At 69.3% G+C, this 25,101-nt stretch carries 21 protein-coding genes and 1 pseudogene; 9 read left to right on the forward strand and 13 right to left on the reverse strand.

Features of this window, described 5'->3' with window-relative positions; genetic code table 11:
- Positions 1 to 8 precede the first annotated feature (8 nt).
- The 4 genes and pseudogenes from flgA to ACFIMZ_RS18220 all read left to right on the forward strand — a co-directional run bounded on the left by flgA (position 9) and on the right by ACFIMZ_RS18220 (position 3,779).
- A pseudogene (gene flgA / locus ACFIMZ_RS18205) lies at positions 9 to 1,297 on the forward strand (flagellar basal body P-ring formation chaperone FlgA).
- Positions 1,298 to 1,400: 103 nt separating this feature from the next.
- Complete coding sequence (gene flgM, locus ACFIMZ_RS18210) at positions 1,401 to 1,739, forward strand: flagellar biosynthesis anti-sigma factor FlgM (protein WP_431820735.1); 339 nt, start codon at positions 1,401 to 1,403, stop codon at positions 1,737 to 1,739.
- A 76-nt stretch (positions 1,740 to 1,815) separates the two neighbouring features.
- Entirely contained in the window at positions 1,816 to 2,256 is a 441-nt protein-coding gene (locus ACFIMZ_RS18215; RefSeq protein ID WP_431822526.1) for a flagella synthesis protein FlgN, read from the forward strand.
- 176 nt (positions 2,257 to 2,432) lie between these two features.
- Positions 2,433 to 3,779, forward strand: coding sequence for an SGNH/GDSL hydrolase family protein (locus tag ACFIMZ_RS18220; protein ID WP_431820736.1), 1,347 nt, complete (start codon positions 2,433 to 2,435; stop codon positions 3,777 to 3,779).
- Between the two features lie 94 nt (positions 3,780 to 3,873).
- Here ACFIMZ_RS18220 and ACFIMZ_RS18225 read toward each other — a convergent pair whose 3' ends face one another.
- Complete coding sequence (locus ACFIMZ_RS18225) at positions 3,874 to 5,724, reverse strand: M24 family metallopeptidase (protein ID WP_431820737.1); 1,851 nt, start codon at positions 5,722 to 5,724, stop codon at positions 3,874 to 3,876.
- A gap of 280 nt (positions 5,725 to 6,004) precedes the next feature.
- Between ACFIMZ_RS18225 and ACFIMZ_RS18230 the strand changes: the two genes are divergently transcribed.
- Positions 6,005 to 6,835, forward strand: a complete 831-nt coding sequence (locus tag ACFIMZ_RS18230; RefSeq protein ID WP_431820738.1) for a helix-turn-helix domain-containing protein — start codon at positions 6,005 to 6,007, stop codon at positions 6,833 to 6,835.
- Between the two features lie 146 nt (positions 6,836 to 6,981).
- On the opposite strand, the gene ACFIMZ_RS18235 is transcribed toward ACFIMZ_RS18230, so the two are convergent.
- From ACFIMZ_RS18235 to ACFIMZ_RS18250, 4 genes are all read right to left on the reverse strand, one after another.
- The gene (locus ACFIMZ_RS18235; RefSeq protein ID WP_431820739.1) at positions 6,982 to 8,223 is read right to left on the reverse strand and encodes a multifunctional CCA addition/repair protein; all 1,242 of its coding nucleotides are present in this window, start codon (positions 8,221 to 8,223) and stop codon (positions 6,982 to 6,984) included.
- Between the two features lie 10 nt (positions 8,224 to 8,233).
- Positions 8,234 to 8,881, reverse strand: coding sequence for a glutathione S-transferase family protein (locus ACFIMZ_RS18240; protein WP_431820740.1), 648 nt, complete (start codon positions 8,879 to 8,881; stop codon positions 8,234 to 8,236).
- A gap of 38 nt (positions 8,882 to 8,919) precedes the next feature.
- Positions 8,920 to 9,876 carry a complex I NDUFA9 subunit family protein gene (locus tag ACFIMZ_RS18245; protein ID WP_431820741.1) on the reverse strand — a complete coding sequence of 319 codons (957 nt, stop codon included), beginning with the start codon at positions 9,874 to 9,876 and terminating at the stop codon, positions 8,920 to 8,922.
- 94 nt (positions 9,877 to 9,970) lie between these two features.
- Positions 9,971 to 11,923, reverse strand: coding sequence for a transglycosylase SLT domain-containing protein (locus ACFIMZ_RS18250; protein ID WP_431820742.1), 1,953 nt, complete (start codon positions 11,921 to 11,923; stop codon positions 9,971 to 9,973).
- 8 nt (positions 11,924 to 11,931) lie between these two features.
- Between ACFIMZ_RS18250 and ACFIMZ_RS18255 the strand changes: the two genes are divergently transcribed.
- Positions 11,932 to 12,540 carry a 5-formyltetrahydrofolate cyclo-ligase gene (locus ACFIMZ_RS18255; protein WP_431820743.1) on the forward strand — a complete coding sequence of 203 codons (609 nt, stop codon included), beginning with the start codon at positions 11,932 to 11,934 and terminating at the stop codon, positions 12,538 to 12,540.
- Positions 12,541 to 12,657: 117 nt separating this feature from the next.
- Here ACFIMZ_RS18255 and ACFIMZ_RS18260 read toward each other — a convergent pair whose 3' ends face one another.
- Positions 12,658 to 13,170, reverse strand: coding sequence for a winged helix DNA-binding protein (locus ACFIMZ_RS18260; RefSeq protein ID WP_431820744.1), 513 nt, complete (start codon positions 13,168 to 13,170; stop codon positions 12,658 to 12,660).
- Positions 13,171 to 13,319: 149 nt separating this feature from the next.
- Between ACFIMZ_RS18260 and pxpB the strand changes: the two genes are divergently transcribed.
- The 3 genes from pxpB to pxpA are packed head-to-tail and all read left to right on the forward strand — an operon-like array spanning position 13,320 to position 15,860.
- Complete coding sequence (gene pxpB / locus ACFIMZ_RS18265) at positions 13,320 to 13,976, forward strand: 5-oxoprolinase subunit PxpB (RefSeq protein WP_431820745.1); 657 nt, start codon at positions 13,320 to 13,322, stop codon at positions 13,974 to 13,976.
- Positions 13,973 to 15,046, forward strand: a complete 1,074-nt coding sequence (locus ACFIMZ_RS18270; RefSeq protein ID WP_431820746.1) for a biotin-dependent carboxyltransferase family protein — start codon at positions 13,973 to 13,975, stop codon at positions 15,044 to 15,046. Before pxpB ends, ACFIMZ_RS18270 begins: the two co-directional genes overlap by 4 nt.
- Before the next feature lie 49 nt (positions 15,047 to 15,095).
- Positions 15,096 to 15,860 carry a 5-oxoprolinase subunit PxpA gene (pxpA, locus tag ACFIMZ_RS18275; protein WP_431820747.1) on the forward strand — a complete coding sequence of 255 codons (765 nt, stop codon included), beginning with the start codon at positions 15,096 to 15,098 and terminating at the stop codon, positions 15,858 to 15,860.
- Positions 15,861 to 16,628: 768 nt separating this feature from the next.
- Here pxpA and ACFIMZ_RS18280 read toward each other — a convergent pair.
- The 7 genes from ACFIMZ_RS18280 to ACFIMZ_RS18310 form a co-directional block, all read right to left on the reverse strand.
- Positions 16,629 to 17,777, reverse strand: a complete 1,149-nt coding sequence (locus ACFIMZ_RS18280; protein WP_431820748.1) for a TraB/GumN family protein — start codon at positions 17,775 to 17,777, stop codon at positions 16,629 to 16,631.
- Entirely contained in the window at positions 17,770 to 18,786 is a 1,017-nt protein-coding gene (locus tag ACFIMZ_RS18285; protein ID WP_431820749.1) for a peptide ABC transporter ATP-binding protein, read from the reverse strand. The genes ACFIMZ_RS18280 and ACFIMZ_RS18285 overlap by 8 nt, the downstream gene beginning before the upstream one ends.
- Positions 18,783 to 19,781: an ABC transporter ATP-binding protein gene (locus tag ACFIMZ_RS18290; protein ID WP_431820750.1), complete on the reverse strand. Its 999-nt coding sequence runs from the start codon at positions 19,779 to 19,781 to the stop codon at positions 18,783 to 18,785. Before ACFIMZ_RS18290 ends, ACFIMZ_RS18285 begins: the two co-directional genes overlap by 4 nt.
- Before the next feature lies 1 nt (position 19,782).
- Positions 19,783 to 20,700 carry an ABC transporter permease subunit gene (locus ACFIMZ_RS18295; protein WP_431820751.1) on the reverse strand — a complete coding sequence of 306 codons (918 nt, stop codon included), beginning with the start codon at positions 20,698 to 20,700 and terminating at the stop codon, positions 19,783 to 19,785.
- A gap of 3 nt (positions 20,701 to 20,703) precedes the next feature.
- Positions 20,704 to 21,714, reverse strand: a complete 1,011-nt coding sequence (locus ACFIMZ_RS18300; protein ID WP_431820752.1) for an ABC transporter permease subunit — start codon at positions 21,712 to 21,714, stop codon at positions 20,704 to 20,706.
- Positions 21,715 to 21,826: 112 nt separating this feature from the next.
- Positions 21,827 to 23,455, reverse strand: a complete 1,629-nt coding sequence (locus tag ACFIMZ_RS18305; RefSeq protein ID WP_431820753.1) for an ABC transporter substrate-binding protein — start codon at positions 23,453 to 23,455, stop codon at positions 21,827 to 21,829.
- A 258-nt stretch (positions 23,456 to 23,713) separates the two neighbouring features.
- The gene (locus tag ACFIMZ_RS18310; protein WP_431820754.1) at positions 23,714 to 25,021 is read right to left on the reverse strand and encodes an MFS transporter; all 1,308 of its coding nucleotides are present in this window, start codon (positions 25,019 to 25,021) and stop codon (positions 23,714 to 23,716) included.
- Between the last annotated feature and the right edge of the window lie 80 nt (positions 25,022 to 25,101).

Here is a 25,101-nt window from a genome sequence, read left to right on the forward strand (position 1 = left end):
ACACGACGATGACCGGCAGCGCACTTCGCAGCGACAACGGGCGACGGCCGCACGCGCGGCTGGCGTTCGCGCTCGCCGCCGCGCTGTGGGCGTGCGCCACGACCGCGCTGGCCGCGGACGACGGGATGATCGTGATCCCCGGTCGCGGCGAGTCGGCCGAGACCGCGCTCGCGAACGCGAATGCGGCCAGCACCGGGCGCCCGGCGGGGAACCCGAATCCGGGCGGAATGCCGGCGACGAACGCCGCGGAAACGGCCGGCGCGAACCTGGCGACTAACCCGGCGGCGATCGCGGGCGGCCTGCCCGCCGGCACGCCGGCGTACGCGCCGCACGCCGCGGCAGCCCTGCCCCCGACCACCGTTCCGGCGGCACCGGCCGCGCGCCCGCAGGCGCCGCTCCCGGCGCCCGCCCCCGCCCGCCTGGCCGCGCCGATGCCGGCCGGCGCAACCCCAACGCCGCTTACGGCGCGGCGCGTCCGGCTCCGTCGGCAGTCGCGGCCGCCGATCAGGGCCGGATCGCCACGGTCGTCGCGGGCGAGCCCGCCGCGGCGATGCGCCCCGCGCTCGCACCGCGGCAACCGGCCTGGCGCGCCAACGCGGCCATCGCCGCGCCGGCCTCGCGCACCGGCCCCGCCGCCGGCGCGTCCGCCGCGGCCGCCGTTGCCACGCCGCCCGGCCAGCAGGACCCCGACACGATCCGGCGCACGGCGCTCGCATTCCTCCAGCAGCAGATCGCCGGCCTGCCCGGCAAGCCGGCGGCGACCGTCGCGCCCGCCTTTCCGCGCGGGCTTGCCGCGTGCACGACGCTCGAGCCGTTCCTGCCGACCGGCGCGCGCCTGTGGGGCCGCACGACGGTCGGCGTGCGCTGCGCGGGCGAGCGGCCGTGGACCGTCTACCTGCAGGCGAAGGTCACCGTGCAGGCCACCTATTACGCGGCCGCGCGGCAGATCGCGCCGGGCGAGGTGCTCACCGCGGCCGACCTCGTCGCGCGCGACGGCGACCTGACCCTGCTGCCGCTCGCGGTCATCACCGACCCGTCGCAGGCGGTCGGCTCGACCGCGCTCGCGCGCGTCGCCGCGGGGCTGCCGCTGCGGCAGGACATGCTGAAGAGCGCGGCGTCGGTGTCGGCCGGCCAGACCGTGCGGGTCGTCGCGGCCGGACCGGGCTTCACGATCTCGGCCGAAGGCAGCGCGCTCGCCAACGCGGCGCCCGGCCAGTCGGTGCGGGTGCGGATGGCCGCCGGGCAGATCGTCACGGCGATCGTCAAGGACGCCGGCACGGTGGAGATTCCGCTCTGACGGGACAAGATTCTGATTCTTCGGAGGTTTGCGTCGCCCGCGAGGTGCTAAAGTTTGGCCCGGCCATGCCGTTATCTGGGTCAAACCGCACAGGAACACCATCGTGAAAATCGATTCGACGCCTACCCCGAATACCCGCGCGCCTGCCGCTTCCGGCAACGGCGCAGCCCGTGCGCAGGACGACGCGCCTGCCGCGTCCGGCCCGCAAGCGGGCGCCGCAGGCGCGGCCGGCGGCGACGCGACCGTCAACCTGTCGGGCCTGTCCGGGCAGTTGCGCACGCTGTCGGCGTCCGGCAGCACGGACATCGACACGGGCCTCGTCCAGTCGATCAAGGACGCGCTGAGCAACGGCACGCTGACGATCGACGCGAGCAAGATTGCCGACGGCGTACTGAATACCGCCCGCGAGCTGCTGAAGCAGCAGCGTCCGCAGGGCGCCTGATCCGGCCCGCAAGGCCGGCCCAACCGGTTTGCCGGCGCGCGGCCCATCCGCGCGCCGGCCTGAAGAGCGAATGGCGATGAGAGACGAGCTGCTGGCCACGGTCAACGACGAACACGCGACGATCGAAGCGTTCGCGTCGCTGCTCGCCTATGAGGAAAAGGCGCTGACGACGCCCGAGCCGCTCGAGGTGCTGCCCGACATCATCGAGAAGAAAACCACGCTGATCGACCGGCTCGCGCAGCTCGAGCGCACCCGCGACACGCAGTTGTCCGCGCTCGGCTTTCCCGGCGGCAAGAAAGGGATGGACCAGGCCGCCGAGCGCGACACGCGCCTGTCCGGCAGCTGGCAATTGCTGCAGCAGGCCGCCGATCGCGCCCGCCGCGCGAATGCGAACAACGGCATGCTGATCCGCATCCGGATGGACTACAACGAACGCGCGCTCGCGGTGCTGCGCGACGCACCCGCGCGGGTCGGCTTCTACGGTCCCGACGGACGCGTGTCGACGCTGGTGCGCTGACCGCGCCGGCGGCGGCCCGCGCCGCCGAGTTTCACCGCAGCTCACGTTTCCGCAGCTCACGTTTTCGCAGTTCACGTTTCAACAGACCGGGCTCGAACCCGGCGCCCACGGTCCCTTCCAATACACGGCAGCGCAGCCGCGCGGCCGTCCAATCACAAGAACCAGAAGAGGGCCTCATGCAACATTTCCGCATTCCCCCGTCACACCGCATCGCCGCCGTCGCGGCGCTGAGCGCCGCGCTGACGCTCGCCCCCGCGCACGCCGCCGGCCCCGCACCGCTGCCCACGCCGACCGGCGACATGTCGCTGTCGCCGGCCGGCCCCGACGTCGCGCCGCCCGCCGCCTCGACCGCGCCGGGCGTGACGCCGCGCACCGCGCGCCGCGGCTCGGACACCTACACCTACCTGCGCTGCTGGTACCGGATCGACGCTGACCCGCTGAAGCCGGCCGCGACCTACGAATGGGCGCGCGACCCCGCCGGCGGCGACTGGTATCGCGTGTCCGGCTACTGGTGGGCGGACGGCATCACGCAGTGGAAGAACATGTTCTACAGCACGACCACGCAGGACACGCTCGCCGACGTGTGCCGCAAGACGCTCGCCGCGAAGGGCATCAAGTCGGACCTCACGCAGGCGGTCGCGGCCAACAACGCGCTGTCGTTCAACTACACGGTGTGGACCATCGATTCCGCGCAGCAGGACGCGCGCGTCAACAAGCTGATCGTGTTCGGCGACAGCCTGTCCGACACCCAGAACATGTTCAATGCGAGCCAGTGGAAGCTGCCGAACGGCACGAGCTGGCATGCGGGGCGCTTCAGCAACGGCCCGGTGTGGGCCGAATACCTCGCGAACGCGCTGCGGCTGCCGTTCTACAACTGGGCGATCGGCGGCGCGGCGACCGACCAGCACCTCGTCGTGCCGGGCCTCGTGCAGCAGATCGACTCGTGGCGCGAATACATGGAGCGCGCGCCGGACTACCGGCCCGGCAACACGCTGTTCGCGGTGTTCGCGGGCGGCAACGATCTCGTGAACTACGGGCGCTCGCCCGAGCAGGCGGCCAATGCGGTGCGCGACAGCCTTGACCGGCTCGCCGCGGCCGGCGCGACGCGGATCATGCTCGTCACGCTGCCGGACGTGTCGCGCGCGCCGGTGTTCGCGACCCGCACCGACACCGCGAGCGTCGCCGCGCAGGTGAAGGACTACAACAAGCGCCTCGCCGACGCGGCCGCCGCGCTGCGCGCCCGCTACGGCGCGACGCTGCGGCTCGAGGTGTTTGACGCGTACGCGCTGTTCGACGACCTGCTGAGCCACCCGGCCAAATACGGCTTCGACGAGGCGAAGCGCTCGTGCCTCGACATTCCGAAGCCGACGTCGTTCACCTACATGGCCGCGCAGACGCCGCGCGCGGACTGCCGCGACCCGGCGCGCTTCGTGTTCTGGGACACGCTGCACCCGACCACGCGCACGCATGCGTGGCTCGCCGAGCAGGTCGCGCCGTTCGTGCGCGCACGTTTGCTGAACTGATCGACGCAGGCGGCGGGCCGCGCGCGGCCAGGCCGCCTTCATCCGCGTCACCGCCGTCGGGCCCGGCCCGCGGCGGCATCGCCAGCGCCGTTGCTTACAGCAGCGGGCACGCGGTCACCTGCGTGCCGCGCTCGGCGCACAGCCGCTCGTAGTCGCGCAGGTAATCGCGCTCGTCGTCGGTCAGCAGGTCGAGATCGATCAGGTCCCAGTCGTAGCCGACCGCGACGATGTTCTCGAACGTCATCTTGTCCGGCTCATGCTCGCTCGGATGGATGATCACGATGTTCTCGATCCGCACGCCGCCCTTGCCCGGCACGTAGATGCCCGGCTCGACCGAGATCACCGCATTCGGCACGAGGCCGTACTTCGAACCCGGCGCGAACCGCACCCCGCCTTCGTGCACGTGGATCCCGACGCCGTGCCCGGTGCCGTGGCCGAAATCGTGGCCGTGATCGCGACACACCTGCCGCACGGCCGCATCGACGTCGCCGCCCGTCGCGTCTTTCGGGAACGGCGTGACGAGCCCCTTGATGCACGCCTTCAGCGCGACCGTGTAGATCTCCCGCTGCCACGGCTGCGCGACCGTGTCCGGGCGGGTCCGGCGCAGCACGACGCGCGTGCAGTCCGTCGCGAAGCCGCCTTCGTAGTACGCGCCGCTGTCGAGCAGCACCAGCTCGCCTTCCGTCAGCTCGACCTCCGGGCTCGCCGCCGTGTAGTGCGCGGACGCGCTGTTGGCGCCGTTCGCCGCGATCGTCGTGAACGTCAGCGCCACCGCCGAGCGCGCGCCGTATGCGTCGTTGATCACGCGGGCCAGGTCGTATTCGGAATGCCGCCGCCCCGGCTCGCCCGTCTTCGCCCAGCGCATCGTGTCGGCGATCGCCGCGGAACTGCGTGCGAACGCGTCGCGGAACTGGTCGAGCACTTCCGGCGTCTTCGCGACCCGCATCGCCTCGACCGGGCTGAAATCGGCATGCCCGGCCTGCGGCCACACGCGGCTCACCGTCTCGACGAGCGCGCAGTTGACCGACTCGAAGCCGTAGCACACATGTTCGGCCACGAACTGCGCGAGGAAGCGTTCGAGCTCGTCGAAGTCGCGCCGGATCACCTGCAGCACCGGATACGATTCGAGGTCGACCGGGCAGCGGTCGCAGCCTTCCGGCAGGAACAGCACGACCTGCGCGCCGACCACGAACAGGAAACCCAGGTGCGACGACGCATTCGGGATGTGATAGCCGCGGCTGTTCAGCAGATAGCCGAGGTCGTCCGACAGGCAGGTGACGAACGCGGTCTTTCCTTTTGCCGCACCGGTGTGCGCGGCGAGCCGCTGGCTCAGCGTCGCGATGTTCTGCGCGACGCTCACGCCGGTCATCGATTCCGGCAGCTCGAAGATCGGGCGCTCGACGACCCAGCCCGGCAGCGCGATCGCCCGGTCGATTTCGCGGCCGACGAGGCTCGTCCAGTCGAACTGCGCCGCCTGCGTGCTGTCGAGCAGCCGGTCGCGCTGCGCGACGCTGACCCGCAGCCCGTCGTAGCCGACCCGCTTGAGCCGGCCCGCCTGGGCGACGAGCCAGTCGGCCATCGCCGGCCAGATCGTCTCGTTCAACCCGAGCTTCTCGACGTGCACGCGCGCCGGATCGCACTGCTTTTCGGCCTGCAGGTGATAGCGGCCGTCGACGAACAGCAGGAACTGCGGCACGCCGAGCGCCTGCGCCGCCGTCGCGCTGAGGAAGATGCCGGAGCCTGCCGAGCCGTCGAAGCCCGACAGCGCGTAGCGCTGGTTGTTGCGACGCGGCAGGTACTCGGTGATGAATTCGTCCTGCGACGTGATCACCACGGCGTCGAGCTGCGCGGCGTCGAGCAGGCGCGACAGCCCTGCGTGTGTCTCGTCAACGGATGCATCGTAGGGGGGAAGGCCGGAGAAACTGTATTGCAGTTGATCGATCATCGGATGCCCACATTGTTCATTGTTGTCGGAGGGAGCGCGCGCGGCGCGCAAACCCGCGGCCAGCGCGCCCCAAATTACCGCTCGACCAAATTTACGTCAAGCTTAAATTGAGGCATCACTTAAATCAAGGCGAGCGGCTGCCCGCGCGACGCTGCGGGGTACAATGCGCCGGCATCATCACCCGAACGGTCGTGCTTCGTGCGATTCGCGGAACAGGTACGTCCAGGCGACTGCACCTCCGCCTCCGGTCGCCTTCCACTCGTTGCCACGAAAGAGATTCATGGATTCAGACATCATGCGTATCGGCCAGCGCATTCGGCGCCTGCGCCGGGAATCGAAGAAAACGCTGCTGGAAATCGCGACCCAGGCAAAACTGTCGGTCGGGTTCCTGTCCCAGGTCGAACGCAATCTCACGGGCATTTCCATTTCGTCGCTCGTCAACGTCGCCAAGGCACTGAACGTGCCGCTCGGTGCGCTGATCGACCAGCCGCGCCAGCCGCAGCCCGATTCGCACCAGGGCAACCGGGAGTCGTATGCGGTCGACCGGACGTCGCAGCGCTACGAGCGTCTCTCCACGACCTTCGATGGCAGTCTCATCAACGCCGTCAAGGTTCAGATGATGGAAGGCTACTGCTCGGAATGGGTCGCGCACGGCGGCGACGAATTCGTCTACGTCCTGTCGGGGCAGGTCCGCTACACCATCGGCAAGAAGGACTATCCACTGTCGCCCGGCGATTCGATCCACTTCGACGCACACCAGAAGCACCGCGTCGCCAACGTGGGCGCCGGGCCCGCGGAGCTGATCGTGGTCGGCACGCTGCCGCTCTTCGACGACAGCCATGCCGAATTCGTGTCCGCATCGACTGGAATCCGGCAGCCCGACAGCGACGCCAAGCCGCTCCCGGGCGAGCCGCGCGTGAGCCGACGCCTGCCGGCGCCGAAGCGCGGCCGCGCCGGGGACCCGGTGCAGTCGGGCGCGGTGCGGCCTGCCGCCGGGAAAGCCAGGACAGTGGACAAGCCTGCGTCCACCAAGCCGCGCCCGCCCGCCGGCAAGCGGCCGGCGAGCGCCGCCGCTCCGGTCCGCAAGCGCGCCGCACGCGCGAAGAAATAACCCCCTCGGGCCGGCCGCTCTCCCGGCCCGCTACGGCTCCGGCGACGCGCACGCAAGTGTCGCTTGCCGAGCAGCTGGCGCCGTTGGCGCGGGCACGGTTGCCGGGCCGCACGCGGCGACCGACACGCGCCGCGTGCGGCCCGGCGCTACTCGCCGATGTCGAGCGCGCGCGCGACCGCCTCGATCCGCGCGCGATGCACCGCGTCCTTGATCTTCGCGGTGTCGGCGCCGACGCCGCGCGCGATCGCGCCCGCATCGACGCCGCGCGCCGCCACGAGCGCCACGCGCAGCCGCTCGGCCTGCGGATACGGCTGGGTCTCCAGCCCGAGCCGGCCGCGCGCATCGGCTTCGCACGCCTGCACCATCTCGGCGAAGCGCGCCGGCTTGCGCAGCGCGTCGGTGCGCTCGAACAGCCGCACCAGCGCCGCCGCGCCCATCTCCATCACGCGATGCATATTGCCGTGCTCGCGCGCGACGACCAGCGCGAGGTCGCGGCACTCGTTCGGCACCCGCAGCCGGTCGCACAGCGGCTTCAGCAGATCGACGCTGCGGCCTTCGTGGCCGATGTGGCGCGGCAGCACGTCCTCGGGCGTCGTCGCCTTGCCGAGATCGTGGGTCAGCGCCGCAAAGCGCACCGCGAGCGAATAGCCCTGCTTCGCCGCGCGGTCGACCACCATCATCACGTGCACGCCCGTATCGACTTCCGGGTGATAGTCGGCGCGCTGCGGCACGCCCCACAGCGCATCGACCTCGGGCAGGATGCGCGCGAGCGCGCCGCATTCGCGCAGCGCCTCGAACATCCGCGACGGCCGCGCCTCCATCAGCCCGCGCGCGACCTCCTGCCACACGCGCTCCGCGACGAGCGCGTCGACTTCGCCCGCGTCGACCATCCGCCGCATCAGCGCGAGCGTGTCGTCGGCGACGGTAAAGCCGGTGAAGCGCGCGGCGAAGCGCGCGATGCGCAGGATCCGCACCGGATCCTCGACGAACGCGTCGCTCACGTGCCGGAACACGCGCGCGCGCAGGTCCGCCTGCCCGTCGAACGGATCGATCACGGGCCCGGCCAGCGCGCCGTCCGGACTCATCTCGCGCGCCATCGCGTTGATCGTCAGGTCGCGCCGCGCGAGATCGTCGTCGAGCGTCACGTCCGGCGCGTAGTAGAACTGGAAGCCGTGGTAGCCGGCCGCCGTCTTGCGCTCGGTGCGCGCGAGCGCGTACTCCTCGTGCGTCCGCGGATGCAGGAACACCGGAAAATCCTTGCCGACCGGCTTGAAGCCCTGCGCGACCATCTGCTCCGGCGTCGCGCCGACCACCACGTAGTCGCGGTCCTGCACCGGCACGCCGAGCAGCTCGTCGCGGATCGCGCCGCCTACTGCATAGACCCTCATGCGTGGACCCTCATGGCGTCGGCTCGTAGTCGGCGATCACGTGCGTCTCGCGGCGCGCGCCGTCGATCCACCGCTGCACCGCCGGCAGCGCGGTCACGCGCTCGACGTAGCCGGCCGCTTCCGGCGACAGGCCCGGCGCATATGTGTTGAAGCGCATCACGACCGGCGCGTACATCGCGTCGGCGATGCCGAATTCGCCGAACAGGAACGGCCCTCCCGACGCTTCGAGGCATTCGCTCCACAGCGCGTCGATGCGTGCGACGTCGGCGAGCGCGTCGGGCGTCGCGCCGCGGCCCGGCATCGACGCGCGCACGTTCATCCCCATCTGCTCGCGCAGCGCCGCGAAGCCCCCATGCATCTCCGCCGACACGCAACGCGCATGCACGCGCTCGAGCGGATCGGCCGGCCACATCGGGTGCTGCGGATAGCGCTCGGCGAGCGTCTCGGCGATCGCGAGCGAATCCCAGATCGCGACGCCGTGGTCGTCGATCAGGCACGGCACCTTGCCGGACGGCGAGTGCTCGAGGATGCGTGCTTTCGTGTCGTCGCGGCGCAGCTCGATGACGATTTCGTCGAACGGGATGCCGAAATGCGCGAGCAGCACCCAGGGCCGCATCGACCACGACGAGTAGTTCTTGTCTCCAATGACGAGTCTCATGACGAAATTCCAGGAAAACGCAGGGAAAAAAAGCCGGACTAGCGGCGCGAGCGGAACCAGTCGAAGCGGGACCGCAGCGCCGCGTCGCCGAGATACGCGGGCACGATGCTCTCGAGGCTCACGGGCTGGAGGCCGAGTTCCGGCGCGAGCGGGCCGGACAGCACGTTCGGCACCGACATCGATGCGAGGTTGTCGCGCGTGATCACCGGCTCGCCCGGCAGGCATTCGAAGAACGCCGCCTGCAGCCGCGCGATCGCGTCGGGCAGCCGCACGATCGGCGCCTCGCGGCCGACCAGCGTGCCGCAATAGCGGACCAGTTCCTCGAGCGTATAGACCTTCGGGCCGCCGAGCTCGTAGGTCTTGCCGCGCGCGGCCGCGAGGTCGAGCGTGTTGACGAACGCGCGCGCGACGTCGCCGACGAACACCGGCTGGAACTGCGCGTCGGGCATCGCGAGCGGAATCGCCGGCAGCGTGCGGTGCAGCCGCGCGAATGTGTTGAGGAACGCGTCGCCCGGCCCGAACACGACCGACGGCCGGAAGATCGTCAGCGCGAGCGAATCGGTGGCCGCGACCGCGTGCAGCGCGGCCTCGCCGTCGCCCTTCGAGCGCTGGTACATGCTCGGGCCGTGCGAATTCGCGCCGAGCGCACTCATGTGCAGCAGGCGCCGCACGCCGGTCTCGATGCACGCGCTCGCGAGTGCGGCCGGCAGCGCGACGTGCGCGCGCTCGAAGCCGGCGCCGTACGGCGTGCCGTGCCCGCCGTGCAGCACGCCGACGAGATTCACGGCCGCGTGCGCGCCGGCGACGAAGCGGGCCAGGCCGCGCTCGTCGAGGTTTTCGAGCTCGACGATCTCGACCGGCAGCGTCATCAGGTGGCGCGCATGCTCGCGGCGGCGGGTGCCGATCCGCACGCGCTTGCCGGCATCGATCAGCGCACTCACGAGCCGGCTGCCGATGAAGCCGGTCCCTCCCAGCAGCGCGACGGTCTGATCCATGTTCGAACCTCCATCCGGCCCGCCCGCGCTCACGCGGATGGCAGGCCCCAAAAGCACACTGCCGCGTCTCGCGCGGCAGTGTGCAGGTTGCAGATCAGGGCGAGATCATGCCTAGCCGCTTCTTCAGCGACTGCGGCTTCCCTTCGAAGAGCGCCGCGTAATACGTCGTGTTCGACAGCACGTTCTTCACGTAGTCGCGCGTCTCGTTGAACGGGATCGTCTCCGCAAAGATCGCGCCTTCGACCGGCTGCGTCAACACCTGCCGCCACTGGCGCGGCCGGCCCGGGCCCGCGTTGTAGCCGGCGGTGGCGAGCACCGGCGAGCTGTCGAAGTTGTTGTAGATGTCCGCCAGATACCAGGTGCCGAGCTGGATGTTCGTGTCGATGTCGTGCATCTGCGCGCGCGAGATCGTGCCGAGCCCGAGCTTTTTCGCGACGAGCTGCGCGGTCGCCGGCATCAGCTGCATCAGGCCGCCCGCGCCGACCGACGAACGCGCGCTCGTGATGAAGCGCGATTCCTGGCGGATCAGCCCGTATGCCCATTCGACGTCGAGGCCCGTCGTCTGCGCGTAGCGCTCGACGATGCTGCGGTACGGCGACGGGTAGCGCAGCGTGAAATCGTGCTCGGCCTTCGTGCGGTCGGCCGTGTTCACCGTGCGGTCGAGCAGGTCGACGCGCTTGCCGTACTCGGCGGCCGCGAGCAGCTGGCGGTCGGTCATCCCGCGCAGCGGCCAGTTCCATTCGCGGTTGCCTTCGAGGCGCAGGTTCAGCGCGTAGAAGCGCTGCGCGAGCGCGAAGCCCGGCACCTTGCCCATCTCGCCGATCTCGGCGTCGCTCACGGTGGTGCGCGGCGGGATCTTCGTGCGCTGGCCGAGCTCCTCGCCGGCGAGCTGCCCATAGAAATTGAACTGCCCGGCGATCTGCTCGAATTCCTGGTTCGCCTGCAGCGTGTCGCCGCTCTGCTTGAGCGCACGCGCATGCCAGTAGACCCACGCCGGATCGTCGCGCAGCGACGGCGGCATCTGTTCGATCGACCAGCGCACCATCGGCCAGTTGCCGACGAGCAGCGCGCTGCGCGTGCGCCATTCGTACGCGGAGTTCGACAGCGGCGCGTTCGCCGATTTCGCATACCAGACCGACGCGAGCGCCGAGCGCTTCAGCGCGCCCTGGTAGCCGACCGCGCCCCACGCGATCGCCTGTTCCTGCTTCGTCAGCGACGACGCGAGCGACGTGACCATGCCGGCGGCCTGGTCCGGATCGTTGCGCGCCATGCGGCCGAGCGCGATCAGCGCGAGCTGGTGCGACACCGCGTCGGGGCCGACGCCGCGCGCGAGGAACAGCGGCGGCGCGCTCGTCGCCTGGTCGAACGCGACCGGGCGCGGGCCGAGCGCATCGACGATCTTGCCGCCGAGCGTCGTGTAGTTCTGCTCGAACGCGAGGCGCGCCTGCTGCCACACGTCGTCGCTCGTGAACTGCTGGTTGACCGCGAGCGCGGTGATCAGGTCGACGCACGCGTCGCCGTAGTTCTTCGGCTCGACGAGCAGCGCGCGCGCCGCGTCGCCGACGTTCTCGCCGCGCGCGGCCCGCGATTCGAGCGCGTAGCACTTGACCTGCGTGTCGTCGTCGAGCACGAAGCGCTTGTACTGCTCGTCGAACTTGCGCCAGTCGTGGCGCGCGCCGAGCACGAGCAGGTAATCGTTGCGCATGCGGTCGGCGATCGCCTGGCCGTCGTAGCGCTGCAGGAACGACAGCACGGGCGCGTCCGGCGCGTCGACGCGCGCGCGGCCCGTGGCATCGAACAGCTGCGGCTTGATCTGGAAATACTCGAGGTACGACGGAACCGGATAGTTCGGGATCATCGCGGCGAGCTGCGCGGCCTTCGCGGCGTCGTTGCGGCGCGCGGCTTCACGGAGCTGGATGAAGGTCTGGTCGTCCCCGGAGAGCGTGTCGTCGGACGGCGCGGCGCACGCGGCCGTGCCCGCGACGAGCGCGGCGGCCGAAAGCGTCAGCGCGACCGCGCGATATACTCGAAAAAGGCTGTTCGACATCGTTTTGAATGGAGCACGGAGTGAGCGAAAGCATAGCACGCAACCATCTGGCCGAACGGAAGCTGGCATTGCGCCGGGCGCTGTCCGAGGCCCGCCGAGACGCCGCGTCGCAACCCGCGGCGAACGACGCGCTCGATGCGCGGCTGCGTGCGTTGCTCGAACGGCTCGCACCGCGCACGGTCGGGTTCTACTGGCCGCTGCCGGGGGAGTTCGACGCGCGCGCGGCGGTGCTCGCGTGGCGCGCGGCGCAGGCCGGCAGGCAGGTGGCGCTGCCGGTGATCCGCGAGCAGCGCGCGCCGCTCGAGTTTCATGCATGGGACGACGCGACGCCGATGCGCGAAGGGCACCACCGGATTCCGGAGCCGGCGTCCGGCGTGATCGTGGTGCCGGACCTGCTGCTGATTCCGTGCGTGGGATTCGATACGTGGCTGTACCGGCTCGGGTATGGCGGCGGATATTACGACCGCACGCTCGCCGCGTGGCCGGGCGGGTCGCTGCCGGTGACGGTGGGCATCGCGTACGAGGCGTGCAAGGTCGACGCGCTGCCGGCCGAGGATCACGATCTCGCGATGCGCTGGGTCGTGACGGACGAGGAAACCTACGTGGCCGACGCGTAAGCGCGCCGCCGCGCGCCGAAAGATCCCCGAAAGCCGCCCGCCGTTCGCGGGGCGTCAATAAACCGTCGCAATCGGCAGCCTACACTGCCGGGGCACCGCGGGCCGCCGCGCGCCCGGCTACAGCGACGCCGCCGCCCGCGCGGCCGTGTCGTACAGCCCGGACGCGTGGCGCAGCAGCTGCGCCGCGTCGCCGATCTGCTCGTTGGTGAGGCCGCTGTCCTTGAGCGTCTCGATCAGGCAGTGTTCGCGCACCTCGCGATACCTCAGGCACAGGGCGCGCCCGGCCTCCGTCGCGAAGAAGAACACTTCCTTGCCGCTTTTCTCGCTCTTGACGTAGCCTCGGGCGATCAGTTTTTTCAGCGCGTAGGTCGCGACGTGCGTATCCTCGATGTTGAGCACGAAGCAGATGTCGGCGAGCTTCTTCTGGCGTTCGCGATGGCTGACGTGATGCAGCAGCGACACCTCGACCGCCGTCATGTCCTTCGCGCCCGCGGCCGACATGCACCGCACCATCCAGCGGTTGAACGCGTTGCCCGCCATGATGAGCCCGTATTCGAGCTCGGACAGTTCCGCGCTCGAATCGGAAACCAGGTGTTCGGAAGAGACGATCTTGGTCGGATGACGCTTCATGGGACAGTCGGCGCACGCAGGATGTCAGGGTGTGCCGAGTGTACGTCAGAAGCCCGCGCGCACCAGCTAGGCAAAAACGCGCACTGGCAAGTTATCGATATCTTCTTGACAATGTACGTTAATATTGCCGCCCGAACCGTGCCAGACCGATGACGCATCCACGCATCTATCCGCTCGGCGACGCCGCGCTCGTCTGCGAGGTGCCGCCCCCCGCCACGCTCGATTGCCAGCGGCGCGTCTGGGCCGTTGCCGAGGCCGCGCGCGCGTGGCCGCACGTCATCGACGTCGTGCCGGGCATGAACAACCTGACGATCGTGTTCGACGTGCTTGCCGCGTCCGCCGACGCGCTGTCGGACACGCTGCTCGACGCATGGGAAACCGCCGACGTCGAGCATGCGCCCGGCCGCGAGATCGAGATTCCGGTCGAATACGGCGGCACGGCCGGCCCCGACCTGCAGGCGGTCGCCGCGCATGCCGGGCTGACGGCCGACGAGGTGGTCGCGCGCCATGCGGCCGCCGAATACGTGGTGTTCTTCCTCGGCTTCCAGCCGGGCTTCGCCTATCTCGGCGGCCTCGACGCCGCGCTGCACATGCCGCGCCGCGCGGCGCCGCGCCTCGAGGTGCCGGCCGGGTCGGTCGGCATCGGCGGCGCGCAGACCGGCATCTACCCGGCCACGTCGCCCGGCGGCTGGCAGCTGATCGGCCGCACGGCGCACGTGCTGTTCGATCCGTCCCGGCAGCCGCCGACGCTGCTCCTGCCCGGCGACCGGGTGCGCTTCACCATAGCGGGGGTCCACGCGACATGAGCCAGAGCAAAGCGCCGGGCAGCATCGAGGTATTGCGGGCCGGCCCGCTGTCGACCGTGCAGGATCTCGGCCGCCAGGGCGCGCGCCATCTCGGCGTCGCGCAGGGCGGCGCGCTCGACAGCCTCGCGCTCGAGGTCGGCAACCGGCTCGTCGGCAACCGCCCGGACGCGGCCGCCGTCGAGATCACGATCGGCCCGGCCGCCTTCCGCTTCCCTCGCGCGACGCGCATCGCGGTCACCGGCACCGAATTCGGCGCGACGCTCGACGGCAAGCCCGTCCATTCGTGGTGGAGCCTGCCCGTCGAGGCCGGCCAGACGCTGACGATGCCGGCCGCGAAGCGCGGGATGCGCGGCTATCTGTGCATCGCCGGCGGCATCGACGTGCTGCCGATGCTCGGCTCGCGCAGCACCGATCTCGCGTCGCGCTTCGGCGGCCTCGGCGGCCGCGCGCTGCGCGACGGCGACCGGCTGCCGGTCGGCGTGCCGCCGGCGACCCTCGGCTGCCTCGCGGCCGACGCGCCCGAGTTCGGCGTGAAGGCGCCGGCCTGGTGCAGTTTCGCGCGCGTCGACGAGCCGCCGCGCCGCCACCGGCCCGCCCATGCGCACGCGCCGTGGGCGATGCCGGTGCGCGTGCTGCCCGGCCCGGACTACGCGTCGTTCGGCGTGGAGTCGCAGCAGGCTTTCTGGGATGACGAATGGCTCGTCACGGCCAACAGCAACCGGATGGGCTACCGCCTCGCCGGCGTCGAGCTGATCCGCGAACGGCCGGTGGAACTGCTGTCGCACGCGGTGCTCCCCGGCACGATCCAGGTGCCGCCTAACGGCCAGCCGATCGTGCTGATGCACGACGCACAGACGACCGGGGGGTATCCTAAGATCGGAACGGTGATTCGCGCGGACCTGTGGAAGCTCGCACAGGCGCGCCTGAACCTGCCGATCCGCTTCGTGCGCACGACGCCGGACGCGGCGCGCGACGCACTGGCCGCGCAGCGGGCCTACCTGCGGCAGATCGACGTCGCGATCGCGATGCGCGAAGAAGCGCGCCAGCGCGCGCAATCGCGCGCGGCGTGACGATGCGGCAACAGGCGGCGCGCCACGCAATGGGTGGACAAGGAACATCATGGAAATCGATCTGAACGCCGACCTGGGCGAAGGATACGGATCGGACGAGGCGCTGCTCGACCTCGTTACGTCGGCAAACATCGCGTGCGGCTGGCACGCGGGCGGCGCGAACGCAATGCGCGACTGCGTGCGCTGGGCCGTGCAGAAGGGCGTGTCGATCGGCGCGCATCCGAGTTTTCTCGATCCCGAGAATTTCGGCCGCAAGGAGATGCAGTTGCCGGCGACCGACATCTACGCAGGCGTGCTTTACCAGCTCGGCGCGCTATCTGCAATCGCACAGGCCGAAGGCGGCCGCATCGCGCACGTGAAGCCGCACGGCGCGCTGTACAACCAGGCCGCGCGCGATCCGCTGATCGCCGACGCGGTGGTGTCGGCGATTCACGATTTCGATCCGTCGCTCGCGGTGTTCGGCCTCGCGAACAGCGTGTTCGTCGCGGCCGCGCGGCACGCGGGGCTGGCGGCGATCGAGGAGGTGTTCGCCGATCGCGGCTATCGCGCGGACGGCGCGCTCGTGCCGCGCAGCGAGCCGGGCGCGCTGGTCGACGACGAGGACGAGGTGATCGCCCGCACGCTCGACATGGTGCGCGACCGGCGGGTGCGCGCGGTCAGCGGCGAATGGGTGCCGCTCAATGCGCAGACGGTCTGCCTGCATGGTGACGGGCCGCATGCGCTGGCGTTTGCAACGCGGATTCGTGCGGCGCTCGAAGCCGCGGGCATCGATGTCGTCGCGCCGGGCGCGCTGCACGCGGACGAAGGCGCTTAGCGCGGGCGCGCGCCGCGTCTTTCCCGTCGAACCTTCAATTCGGGACAATAACCACTCGTATTTGCAGTCGGATACGCGTTACTGCTTGACGTGCCGAGCACATGGTCGCTGTTCAAATGGAGCACGGGGGCACTCGCTTTCCTCGTGTATTCGTGTGCCTTCGAGATGATCACAAGCCGGCGGGCACACCGGCAACGCTCACCCATCCGTCGATGCGACGTAGCGCCCCCTGGGCAATCTCGCGCCTTCGAGCAACGGACCGCAGCATCGGAGCGCACGACGCCCCAAAACAAAAAAGCGCCCATGAGGCGCTTTGCTGTTGGCTGAATGCGGCCTGCGGCCGACCGTCAACGGTGAAGCCGTCTATCGACGGCGTCCGGAAAGACCTGCTCCGGATCAAAATACGTCCGCCGCCGCCCGCTGCTGCATCCCCCGGCCGGACGACGGAACGCTGCTTATCCGCAAGTCGGCCCGCATGCGATTGAGATCGGACGATGGTTGGCCCCGCCGTGCATGCAGACACTCCGCGGCCGGCACGCGATACACGTGCCGGCAACGCTCACCCCGCGCTTTTTTTTGCTACCCCGTAGAACTTATCTGTTCTTTTCAATTTTTCAACTTGTGGGATGAAGAATAGAGATTGCCCGAACGAGATGTCAATCGTTTGAAACGCTATTTTCTGATGAATCGAGGGTTTTCCTTACGAGGAAACGCCGCACGCGGATCGTCGATCAAACGGGGAAGGATCGGCACGCAGCATCCGCGCGATCAGTTCGCGTCGACCCGGTAACCTTGCTGGCGCAACAATTCGAGCACGCCGCGCAGGCCGCCCAGATGCAGCGCGCCGATCGCGACGAACAGCGGCCGGTTCGGCGCGGCGATTGCCGTCATCCGTGCAACGAAGCGCCGGTTGCGCTCGTACAGGATCTTGTTGTCCATTGACGCGGACAGCGCCTTCGAGCGCGCCAGGCGCTCGCTCTTCGCGACCGCCCACGCGGCGAGCGCATCGGCGTCGCCGATCCGCCACAGCCGGTGCAGCGCCTTCACGTCGGCGGCGTTCTGCGCGGGCGTCTGCACCATGTCCTGCGCGAGCATCTCGCGCTGCTCGGCGAGCGTGAGGCCGGTGAACGCGCGCATCTGCTCGGCGAGCGTCTCGAGCCCGACCACCCGGCCGCCCCTCTTCTTCAGGTACACGTTCTGCAATTGCGCCTCGGTGCCGTACTCGGTCTGCAGGCCGGCCGACAGCGAATCGTAGGTCTCGACGACGAGCGCGGCAAGCCATGGCCGCATCTTGCGGATCTCGGCGAGCGCGGCCGCATTGCCGCGCAGCCGGCCGGCGAGCTGCTGCCACAGCGGCGCGGGCAGCAGGCGCGGCAGGCACGCGTAATTGCAGACGCCGTACTTCGACACGTCGTCCTGCGATTCGAGCAGGTCGTCCGGCGACAGCTCGAGCGCGAGCGTCGGCGACGCGGCGAGCGCCGCGAGGATGCCCGGCCGGAACGGCTGCGCGCTCGGGTAGTCGGACGGATCGCCGATGTGCAGCGTGCCGAGCACGTAGATCGTGACCTTGCCCTTGGTCGCGACGTAGAACGGCATCCGCGCCGGCTGCGCGCGCACCGCGCCGCTCGCGACCGAGCCGTTCGACACCGGCGGCGGCGGGTGAAAGCCCGGCAGGGTCATGCCGGGCGGCGGCACCTGCGAAGGATGGAGCGGCGCCGTCGCCGGCGCGCGAGCCTCGGCCCGCGCGAGTTCGACGGGTACGGCGAGGCCGGCCACCGCGCACGCACCGGCCAGCGCCGCGCCGGTCACCGTGCGCACGCTCCAGCGGCGTGCATTGCGGTACGCGCGACGCACGCGCGTACCGCCGATGCGCTCACGGCGCGCAGGGGCTTCGCGCGCCGCCAGGCCTTCAGGCATTCGCCTCCCCCACCTCCTCGGCGCGATGGCAGGCGACGCGCCGGCCATCGACGTCGCGCAGCTGCGGTTCCTCGGCACGGCAACGCTCGACCGCATACGGGCAGCGCTGATGGAACGCGCAGCCCGACGGCGGATTGAGCGGCGACGGCAGCTCGCCCTGCAGCTTGATCTGCACGCGGCGGTCTTCCTCGAAGATCGCCGGCGTCGCGGACATCAGCGCACGCGTGTACGGATGGCGCGGGCGCGCGTAGATCGTCGCCTTGTCGCCGAGCTCCGCGACGCTGCCGAAGTACATCACCATCACGTCGTCGGCGACGTGCTCGACCACCGCGAGGTTGTGCGAGATGAACACGTAGCTGGTCTTGAACTGCTCCTGCAGGTCCATGAACAGGTTGAGGATCTGCGCCTGGATCGACACGTCGAGCGCGGACACCGGCTCGTCGGCGACGACGATCCGCGGATCGAGGATCATCGCGCGCGCGATCGCGACGCGCTGCCGCTGGCCGCCCGAGAACATGTGCGGATAGCGCTTCGCATGCTCGGGCCGCAGGCCGACCGTGCGCATGATCTGCGCGACGCGCTGCGCGCGCTCGGCGGCCGTCAGGTTCGTGTTGATCTCGAGCGGCTCGGCGAGCGTCTGCTCGACGGTCTTGCGCGGATTCAGCGACGCGAACGGGTTCTGGAACACCATCTGCACGCGGCGGCGCAGCTCGGCGATCGTCTGGCGGTCCGCACCGGCGACGTCCTTGCCGTCGATCGTCAGGTGTCCGGAGGTCGGCGTCTCGATCATCGTCAGCTGGCGCGCGAGGGTCGACTTGCCGCAGCCGGACTCGCCGACGACCGCGAGCGTCCGGCCGCGCTTCAGCGTGAACGACACGCCGTTGAGCGCCTTCACGGTGCCCTGGCCGAACATGCCGCGCTTCACCTGGTAGTGCTTCGCGAGCTGGTCGGCGACCAGCACCGCATCCTCGTCGTGCGCCGTGTGGCGCGTTTCGTTGACAGCATTCATCGTGCGCCTCCCGTCAGGTCGAGGTTCGTCAGATTGAGCGGCTTGATGCAGCGCGCGCGCATCGCGTCGTTGCCCGCCACCAGCGTGTCGAGCGACGGACGCGCCTTGCGGCAATCGTCGACGACGTACTTGCAGCGCGGCGCGAACAGGCACCCGGACGGGCGATCATCGCGGCCCGGCACCATCCCCGGCAATGCGGCAAGCCGCCGCGCCCCCTTGTTGTGCTCGGGAATCGCCGCGAGCAATGCTTCGGTGTACGGATGGTGCGGCTGCGCGAAGATGTCCGGCACGCGGTTGGTCTCGATGATCTCGCCCGCGTACATCACGGCAACGCGCTGCGCGACTTCGGACACCACGGCGAGATCGTGCGAGATCAGCACGAGCGCCATCCCGCGCTCCTTCTGCAGCTTCACGAGCAGATCCATGATCTGCGCCTGGATCGTCACGTCGAGCGCGGTGGTCGGCTCGTCGGCGATCAGGAGCTTCGGGTTGCACGCGACGGCCATCGCGATCATCACGCGCTGGTTCATCCCGCCCGACATCTGGTGCGGGAACGAATCGATGCGGCTCTTCGGGTCGGGGATGCCGACCTGGTCGAGCAGCTCGAGCGCGCGGCGGTGGAGCGCGTCGCCACGCAGCCCTTCGTGCAGCTTCAGCACTTCCTTGATCTGGTAGCCGACCGTGTAGCTCGGGTTCAGGCTCGTCAGCGCGTCCTGGAACACCATCGCGATGTCCTTGCCGATGATCTTGCGCCGCGCCTTCGGCGACGCCCTCAGCAGGTCCACGCCGTTGAACGTGACTTCGTCGGCCGTCACCTTGCCCGGCGCGTCGATCAGGCCCATCAGCGCCATCATCGTCACGCTCTTGCCCGAGCCCGATTCGCCGACGACGCCCACCACCTCGCCCGGCGCGATCGACAGGTTGATCCGGTCGACGGCGGGCAGGCCGTTGAAATTCACCGCGAGATTGCGGATGGTCAGAAGGTTCTCGCTCATGTCAGGCCATCCGTTTCAGTTTGGGATCCAGCGCGTCGCGCAGCCCGTCGCCGAGCAGGTTGATCGCGAGCACCGAGATCAGGATCGACAGGCCCGGCATCGTCACGATCCACCATGCGTTGTCGATGTAGTCGCGCGCGGAGGCCAGCATCGCGCCCCACTCGGCGGTCGGCGGCTGCACGCCGAGGCCGAGGAAGCCGAGCGCGGCCGCATCGAGGATCGCCGACGAGAAGCCGAGCGTCGCCTGCACGATCAGCGGCGCCGTGCAGTTCGGCAGCACTTGCGAGAACATCAGGCGCAGCGTGCCGGCGCCCGCCACGCGCGACGCCGTCACGTACTCCTTCTGCAGCTCGCCGAGCGCAGATGCGCGCGTCAGGCGCACGTACGCGGGCAGCGCGACGATCGCGATCGCGAACATCGTGTTGGTGAGGCCCGGGCCGATGATCGCGACGACCGCGACCGCGAGCAGCAGCGACGGCAGCGCGAGCAGCACGTCCATCACGCGCATCACGGCCGTATCCGCCCACGTCTGGAAGAACGCGGCGACGAGCCCGAGCACGATGCCCGGGATCAGCGCGAGCACGACCGACACGAAGCCGATCCAGAACGACATCCGCGCGCCGTACATCAGCCGGGACAGGATGTCGCGGCCGGCTTCGTCGGTGCCGAGGACGAACTTCCAGTTGCCGCCGTCGAGCCACGCGGGCGGGATCTTCACGTAGTCGCGGTATTGCTCGACCGGGCTGTGCGGCGCGATGAGCGGCGCGAACAGCGCGATGACGATCAGCGCGAGCACGACGATGCCCGCGCCGACCGCGCCGCGGTTGCGCGAGAAGTTGCTCCAGAACTCGCGCAGCGCGAGCATGCGGCCGCTGACCGGCGCGGTTTCGCGCGGCAGGGTGTTTTGCAGGTTGCTCATGGATTACCTCGTATGGCGGATGCGCGGGTTCAGCACGCCGTACAGCAGGTCGACGACCAGGTTCACGACGATCACGAGGGTCGCGATCAGCAGGATGCCGCCCTGCACGACCGGATAGTCGCGGCGGCCGATCGCGTCGATCAGCCACTTGCCCACGCCGGGCCACGAAAACAGCGTCTCGGTCAGCACCGCGCCGGCGAGCAGCGTGCCGATCTGCAGGCCGATCACGGTGACGACCGGGATCAGCGCGTTGCGCAGCGCATGCACGACGACGACGCGCACGGGCGACAGCCCCTTCGCGCGCGCGGTGCGGATGTAGTCCTCGCGCAGCACTTCGAGCATCGACGAACGGGTCATCCGCGCGATCACCGCGAGCGGAATCGTGCCGAGCACGATCGCCGGCAGGATCAGGTGGCTGACCGCCGACTTGAACGAGCCTTCGTCCGGCGCGAGCAGCGCGTCGATCAGCATGAAGCCCGTCACGTGCGGAATTTCGTATTCGACCGCGATGCGCCCGGACACGGGCGTCCAGCCCAGGTACGACGAAAACACCATGATGAGGATCAGCCCCCACCAGAAGATCGGCATCGAATAGCCGGTGAGCGCGGTGCCCATCACGCCATGGTCGACGATCGAGCCGCGCCGCAGCGCCGCGACGACGCCGGCCGGCAGGCCGACCGCGAGCGCGAAGAACAGCGCGCACAGCGACAGCTCGACGGTCGCCGGGAAGCGCGCGAAGAATTCGCCCGCGACGCTCGTGTTGGTGATGATCGACGTGCCGAGGTCGCCCGACAGCGCGCGGCCGATGTAGTGGACGTACTGAACGGGCAGCGGCTGGTCGAGCCCGAGGCGTTTCATCGCCTCCGCGTGCATCGCGGGATCGACGCCGCGTTCGCCCATCATCACTTCGATGGGGTCGCCCGGTATCAGGTGAATCAGCGCGAACGCGAGGATGGTGATGCCGATGAAGGTCGGGATCACCATGCCCACGCGGCGCAATACGAATCGGAACATGATGCGTCTCGTATTTTCTTGTGGGAAATGTGCGACCGGCGACGAGGAGCTCGTGGCCCCTCGCCGCCGGGTGTTTTCAAACCGGTGTTCGTGACAGCTTACGCCCGTCGCGTTACTTCACGCTCACACCATCGAAGCGTACATAGCCGAGCGGCTCGATGCGCATGTCGCCGATGGTCTTGCGCACCGGCTGGTAGACGGTCGAGTTCGCGATCGGCGAGAACGGCAGTTGCTGCGCGAAGACCTGCTGCGCCTGCGTGTAGATCTTCGTGCGCGCATCCTGCCCGTTCGTCGTGCGGCCCTTCTGGACGAGCTCGTCGAACGGCTTGTAGCACCAGTGCGAGAAGTTGTTGCCCTTGATCGCCTCGCAGCCGAGCAGCGTGCCGAGCCAGTTGTCCGGATCGCCGTTGTCGCCGGTCCAGCCGATCAGCATCGTGTCCTGCTCGCCGCCGTGCGCGCGCTTGATGTACTCGCCCCACTCGTACGTGACGATCTTCGCCTTCACGCCGATCTTCGCCCAGTCGGCCTGGATCATCTCGGCCATCAGGCGGCCGTTCGGGTTGTATGCGCGCTGCACCGGCATCGCCCACAGCGTGATCTCGAAGCCGTTCGGGAAGCCGGCCTTCGACAGCAGCGCCTTCGCCTTCGCGGTGTCGTACGCGGGCATCTTCAGGCTCTTGTCATACGACCATTGCGTCGGCGGCATCGGCGCGCTCGCAGCCTGGCCCGCGCCCTGGTACACCGATTCGAGGATCGCCTTCTTGTTGATCGCCATGTCGAGCGCCTGGCGCACCTCGAGCTTGTCCATCGGCTTGTGCTCGACGTTGTACGCGAGGTAGCCGAGGTTGAAGCCCGCCTGCGACGGCATGTCGACGCCCGGGTCGGCCTTCAGCGTCGCGATGTCGGCCGGACGCGGATAGGTCATCACCTGGCACTCGTTGCGCTTGATCTTCTGCACGCGCACGCCCGGATCGGGCGTGATCGAGAAGATCAGCTTCGAGAGCTTCACTTCGCCCTTCTTCCAGTAGTCAGGATTGCCGTCGAAGCGGATCGTCGCGTCCTTCGTATAGCTGCGGAAGATGAACGGGCCCGTGCCGATCGGCTTCTGGTTGATGTCGGCGGCCTTGCCGGCCTTCAGCAGCTGGTCCGCGTATTCGGCCGACAGGATCGACGCGAATTCCATCGCCATGTTCTGCATGAACGGCGCGTTCGGTTCCGTCAGCGTGAATTTCACCGTGTACGGATCGACCTTCTCGACCTTCGTGATCAGCTTGTCGAGGCCCATGTCGGTGAAGTACGGGAACGACACCGGGTAGGCCTTGCGGAACGGCTGGTTCGGATCGAGCATGCGCTGGAACGTGAACACGACGTCGTCCGCGTTGAATTCGCGCGTCGGCTTGAAGAAGTCGGTCGTGTGGAACTTGACGCCGTGGCGCAGGTGGAACGTGTAGACCTTGCCGTCGGGCGACACGTCCCACTTCTCGGCGAGGCCGGGCTCGACCTTGGTGCCGCCGCGCTCGAATTCGACGAGGCGGTTGTAGATGGTGAACGTGGACGCCGTGAAATCGACGCCGGTCGTGTATTGCGCGGAATCGAAGCCCGCCGGGCTGCCTTCTGAGCAGTAGACGAGCGTTTTGTTCGGGATCTGTGCGAATGCAGATCCCGCGATGCCGAACGATGCCGCTGCCACGCCTGCCATGGCGGTAACACGCAGGGTGTGCAACAGACGGTTGTATTCCATGTTTCCTCCAGGTCTCCAGATCGGAACCGACCCTTCAGTAGGGGCCGGCGTACGCGGATATTACTTGAGCTATCGATTCTGCAACAAGCTGGAGAAAAAACTCGTCCCGGCGCGACGGCGCGGGTTTGCGTGGAGGTTTCCCGCGCATGACAGCGCGCGGGCGCGCGCGAGCGGCGGTTCCGGTGATGCAGCGCGTGTTTCCTTCGGCAACTAAACACCATCCGCGCTGCGGCGGACGGCGGCGCGACGCCCGGCGGCTCAGCGGCGCGCGTCGAGATCCGCGCTGCGCGCCGGCACGAACGCGACCGCGACGATCGACAGCGCGAGCCCCGCCATCACGTACCAGGTCGGCGCGAGCGGCGAGCCGGTGGCCTTGATGAGCCACGTGACGATGAACTGCCCGAAGCCGCCGAACAGCATCACCGCGACGTTGTACGCGATCGACAGCCCGGTCGAGCGCACGTTGGCCGGAAACAGCTCGGCGATCATCGCGCCGAACGGGCCGTAGTAGCCCGCGAGCGTCACCGACAGCACGGCCTGCACGGCGATCAGCCGCGCGATGCTCGGCGCGGCGTCGAGCCACGCGAACAGCGGATACATCAGCGCGAACGTGATCGCGAGCGACCACAGCGACAGCCCCTTGCGGCCGATGCGGTCCGACCACGCACCCGCGAGCGGCGACAGCACGGTGAGCAGCAGGTTGCCGACGATCACCGCGTAGAACGATTGCGCATACGGCAGCTTCAGCTGCTTCACCGCGAAGGTCGGCAGATAGGCGATCAGCGCGTAGATCGTCACCGTCAGCGCGATCACCGCGCCGAGCCCGCAGAGCACTTCGCGCGAATGGCGCGTGAACACCTCGCCGAGCGTCGCGCGCCGCGCGCTCTGCTGCGCATGCAGGAAGGCTTCCGAATCGGCGAGATGGCGGCGGATGTAGAAGCCGATCGGCCCGATCACGAGCCCGATGATGAACGGCACGCGCCACCCCCACGCGCGCAGCGCGTCCGGCGTCAGGCCGCGCGTGACGGCCGCGCCGACGAGCGCGCCGATCAGGAGCGCCGCCGCCTGGCTCGCCATCTGCCAGCTGCCGTAGAAGCCGCGCTTCGAGAACGGCGCGGCTTCGATCAGCAGCGCGGTCGCGCTGCCGAACTCGCCGCCCGCGGAAAAGCCCTGCAGCAGGCGGCCGAACACGATCAGCAGCGGGCCGCCGATGCCGATCGCCGCGTACGGCGGCGCGACCGCGAGCAGGAAGATGCCGGCCGTCATCAGCAGGATCACGAGCGACAGCGCGGCCTTGCGGCCGGCGCGGTCCGCGTACAGCCCGAACACGACGCCACCGATCGGCCGCATGAAGAACGCGACGCCGAACGTCGCGGTGGCCAGCAGCAGCGACGAATATTCGCTGGTCGTCGGAAAGAACAGGTCGGCGATCACGACCACCATGAAGCTGAAGACCGTGAAGTCGTACCACTCGAGCGCGTTGCCGATGACCGCCGCCGCCACCGCGCGCCGGTTCAGCGCACGCTCGGGCCCGACCGTTTTCGTTGAACCCGCAATCGTCGCCATGCGTGTCTCGCCCTCGTGAAATGGTTCTGTGCGGATGTGCGACGCCGGGTGCCGCTGCGACGCGCCGGTTTGCAGCGAGT

The sequence above is a fragment of the Burkholderia sp. F1 genome (genome assembly GCF_050813845.1).
Classification (GTDB): domain Bacteria; phylum Pseudomonadota; class Gammaproteobacteria; order Burkholderiales; family Burkholderiaceae; genus Burkholderia; species Burkholderia ubonensis.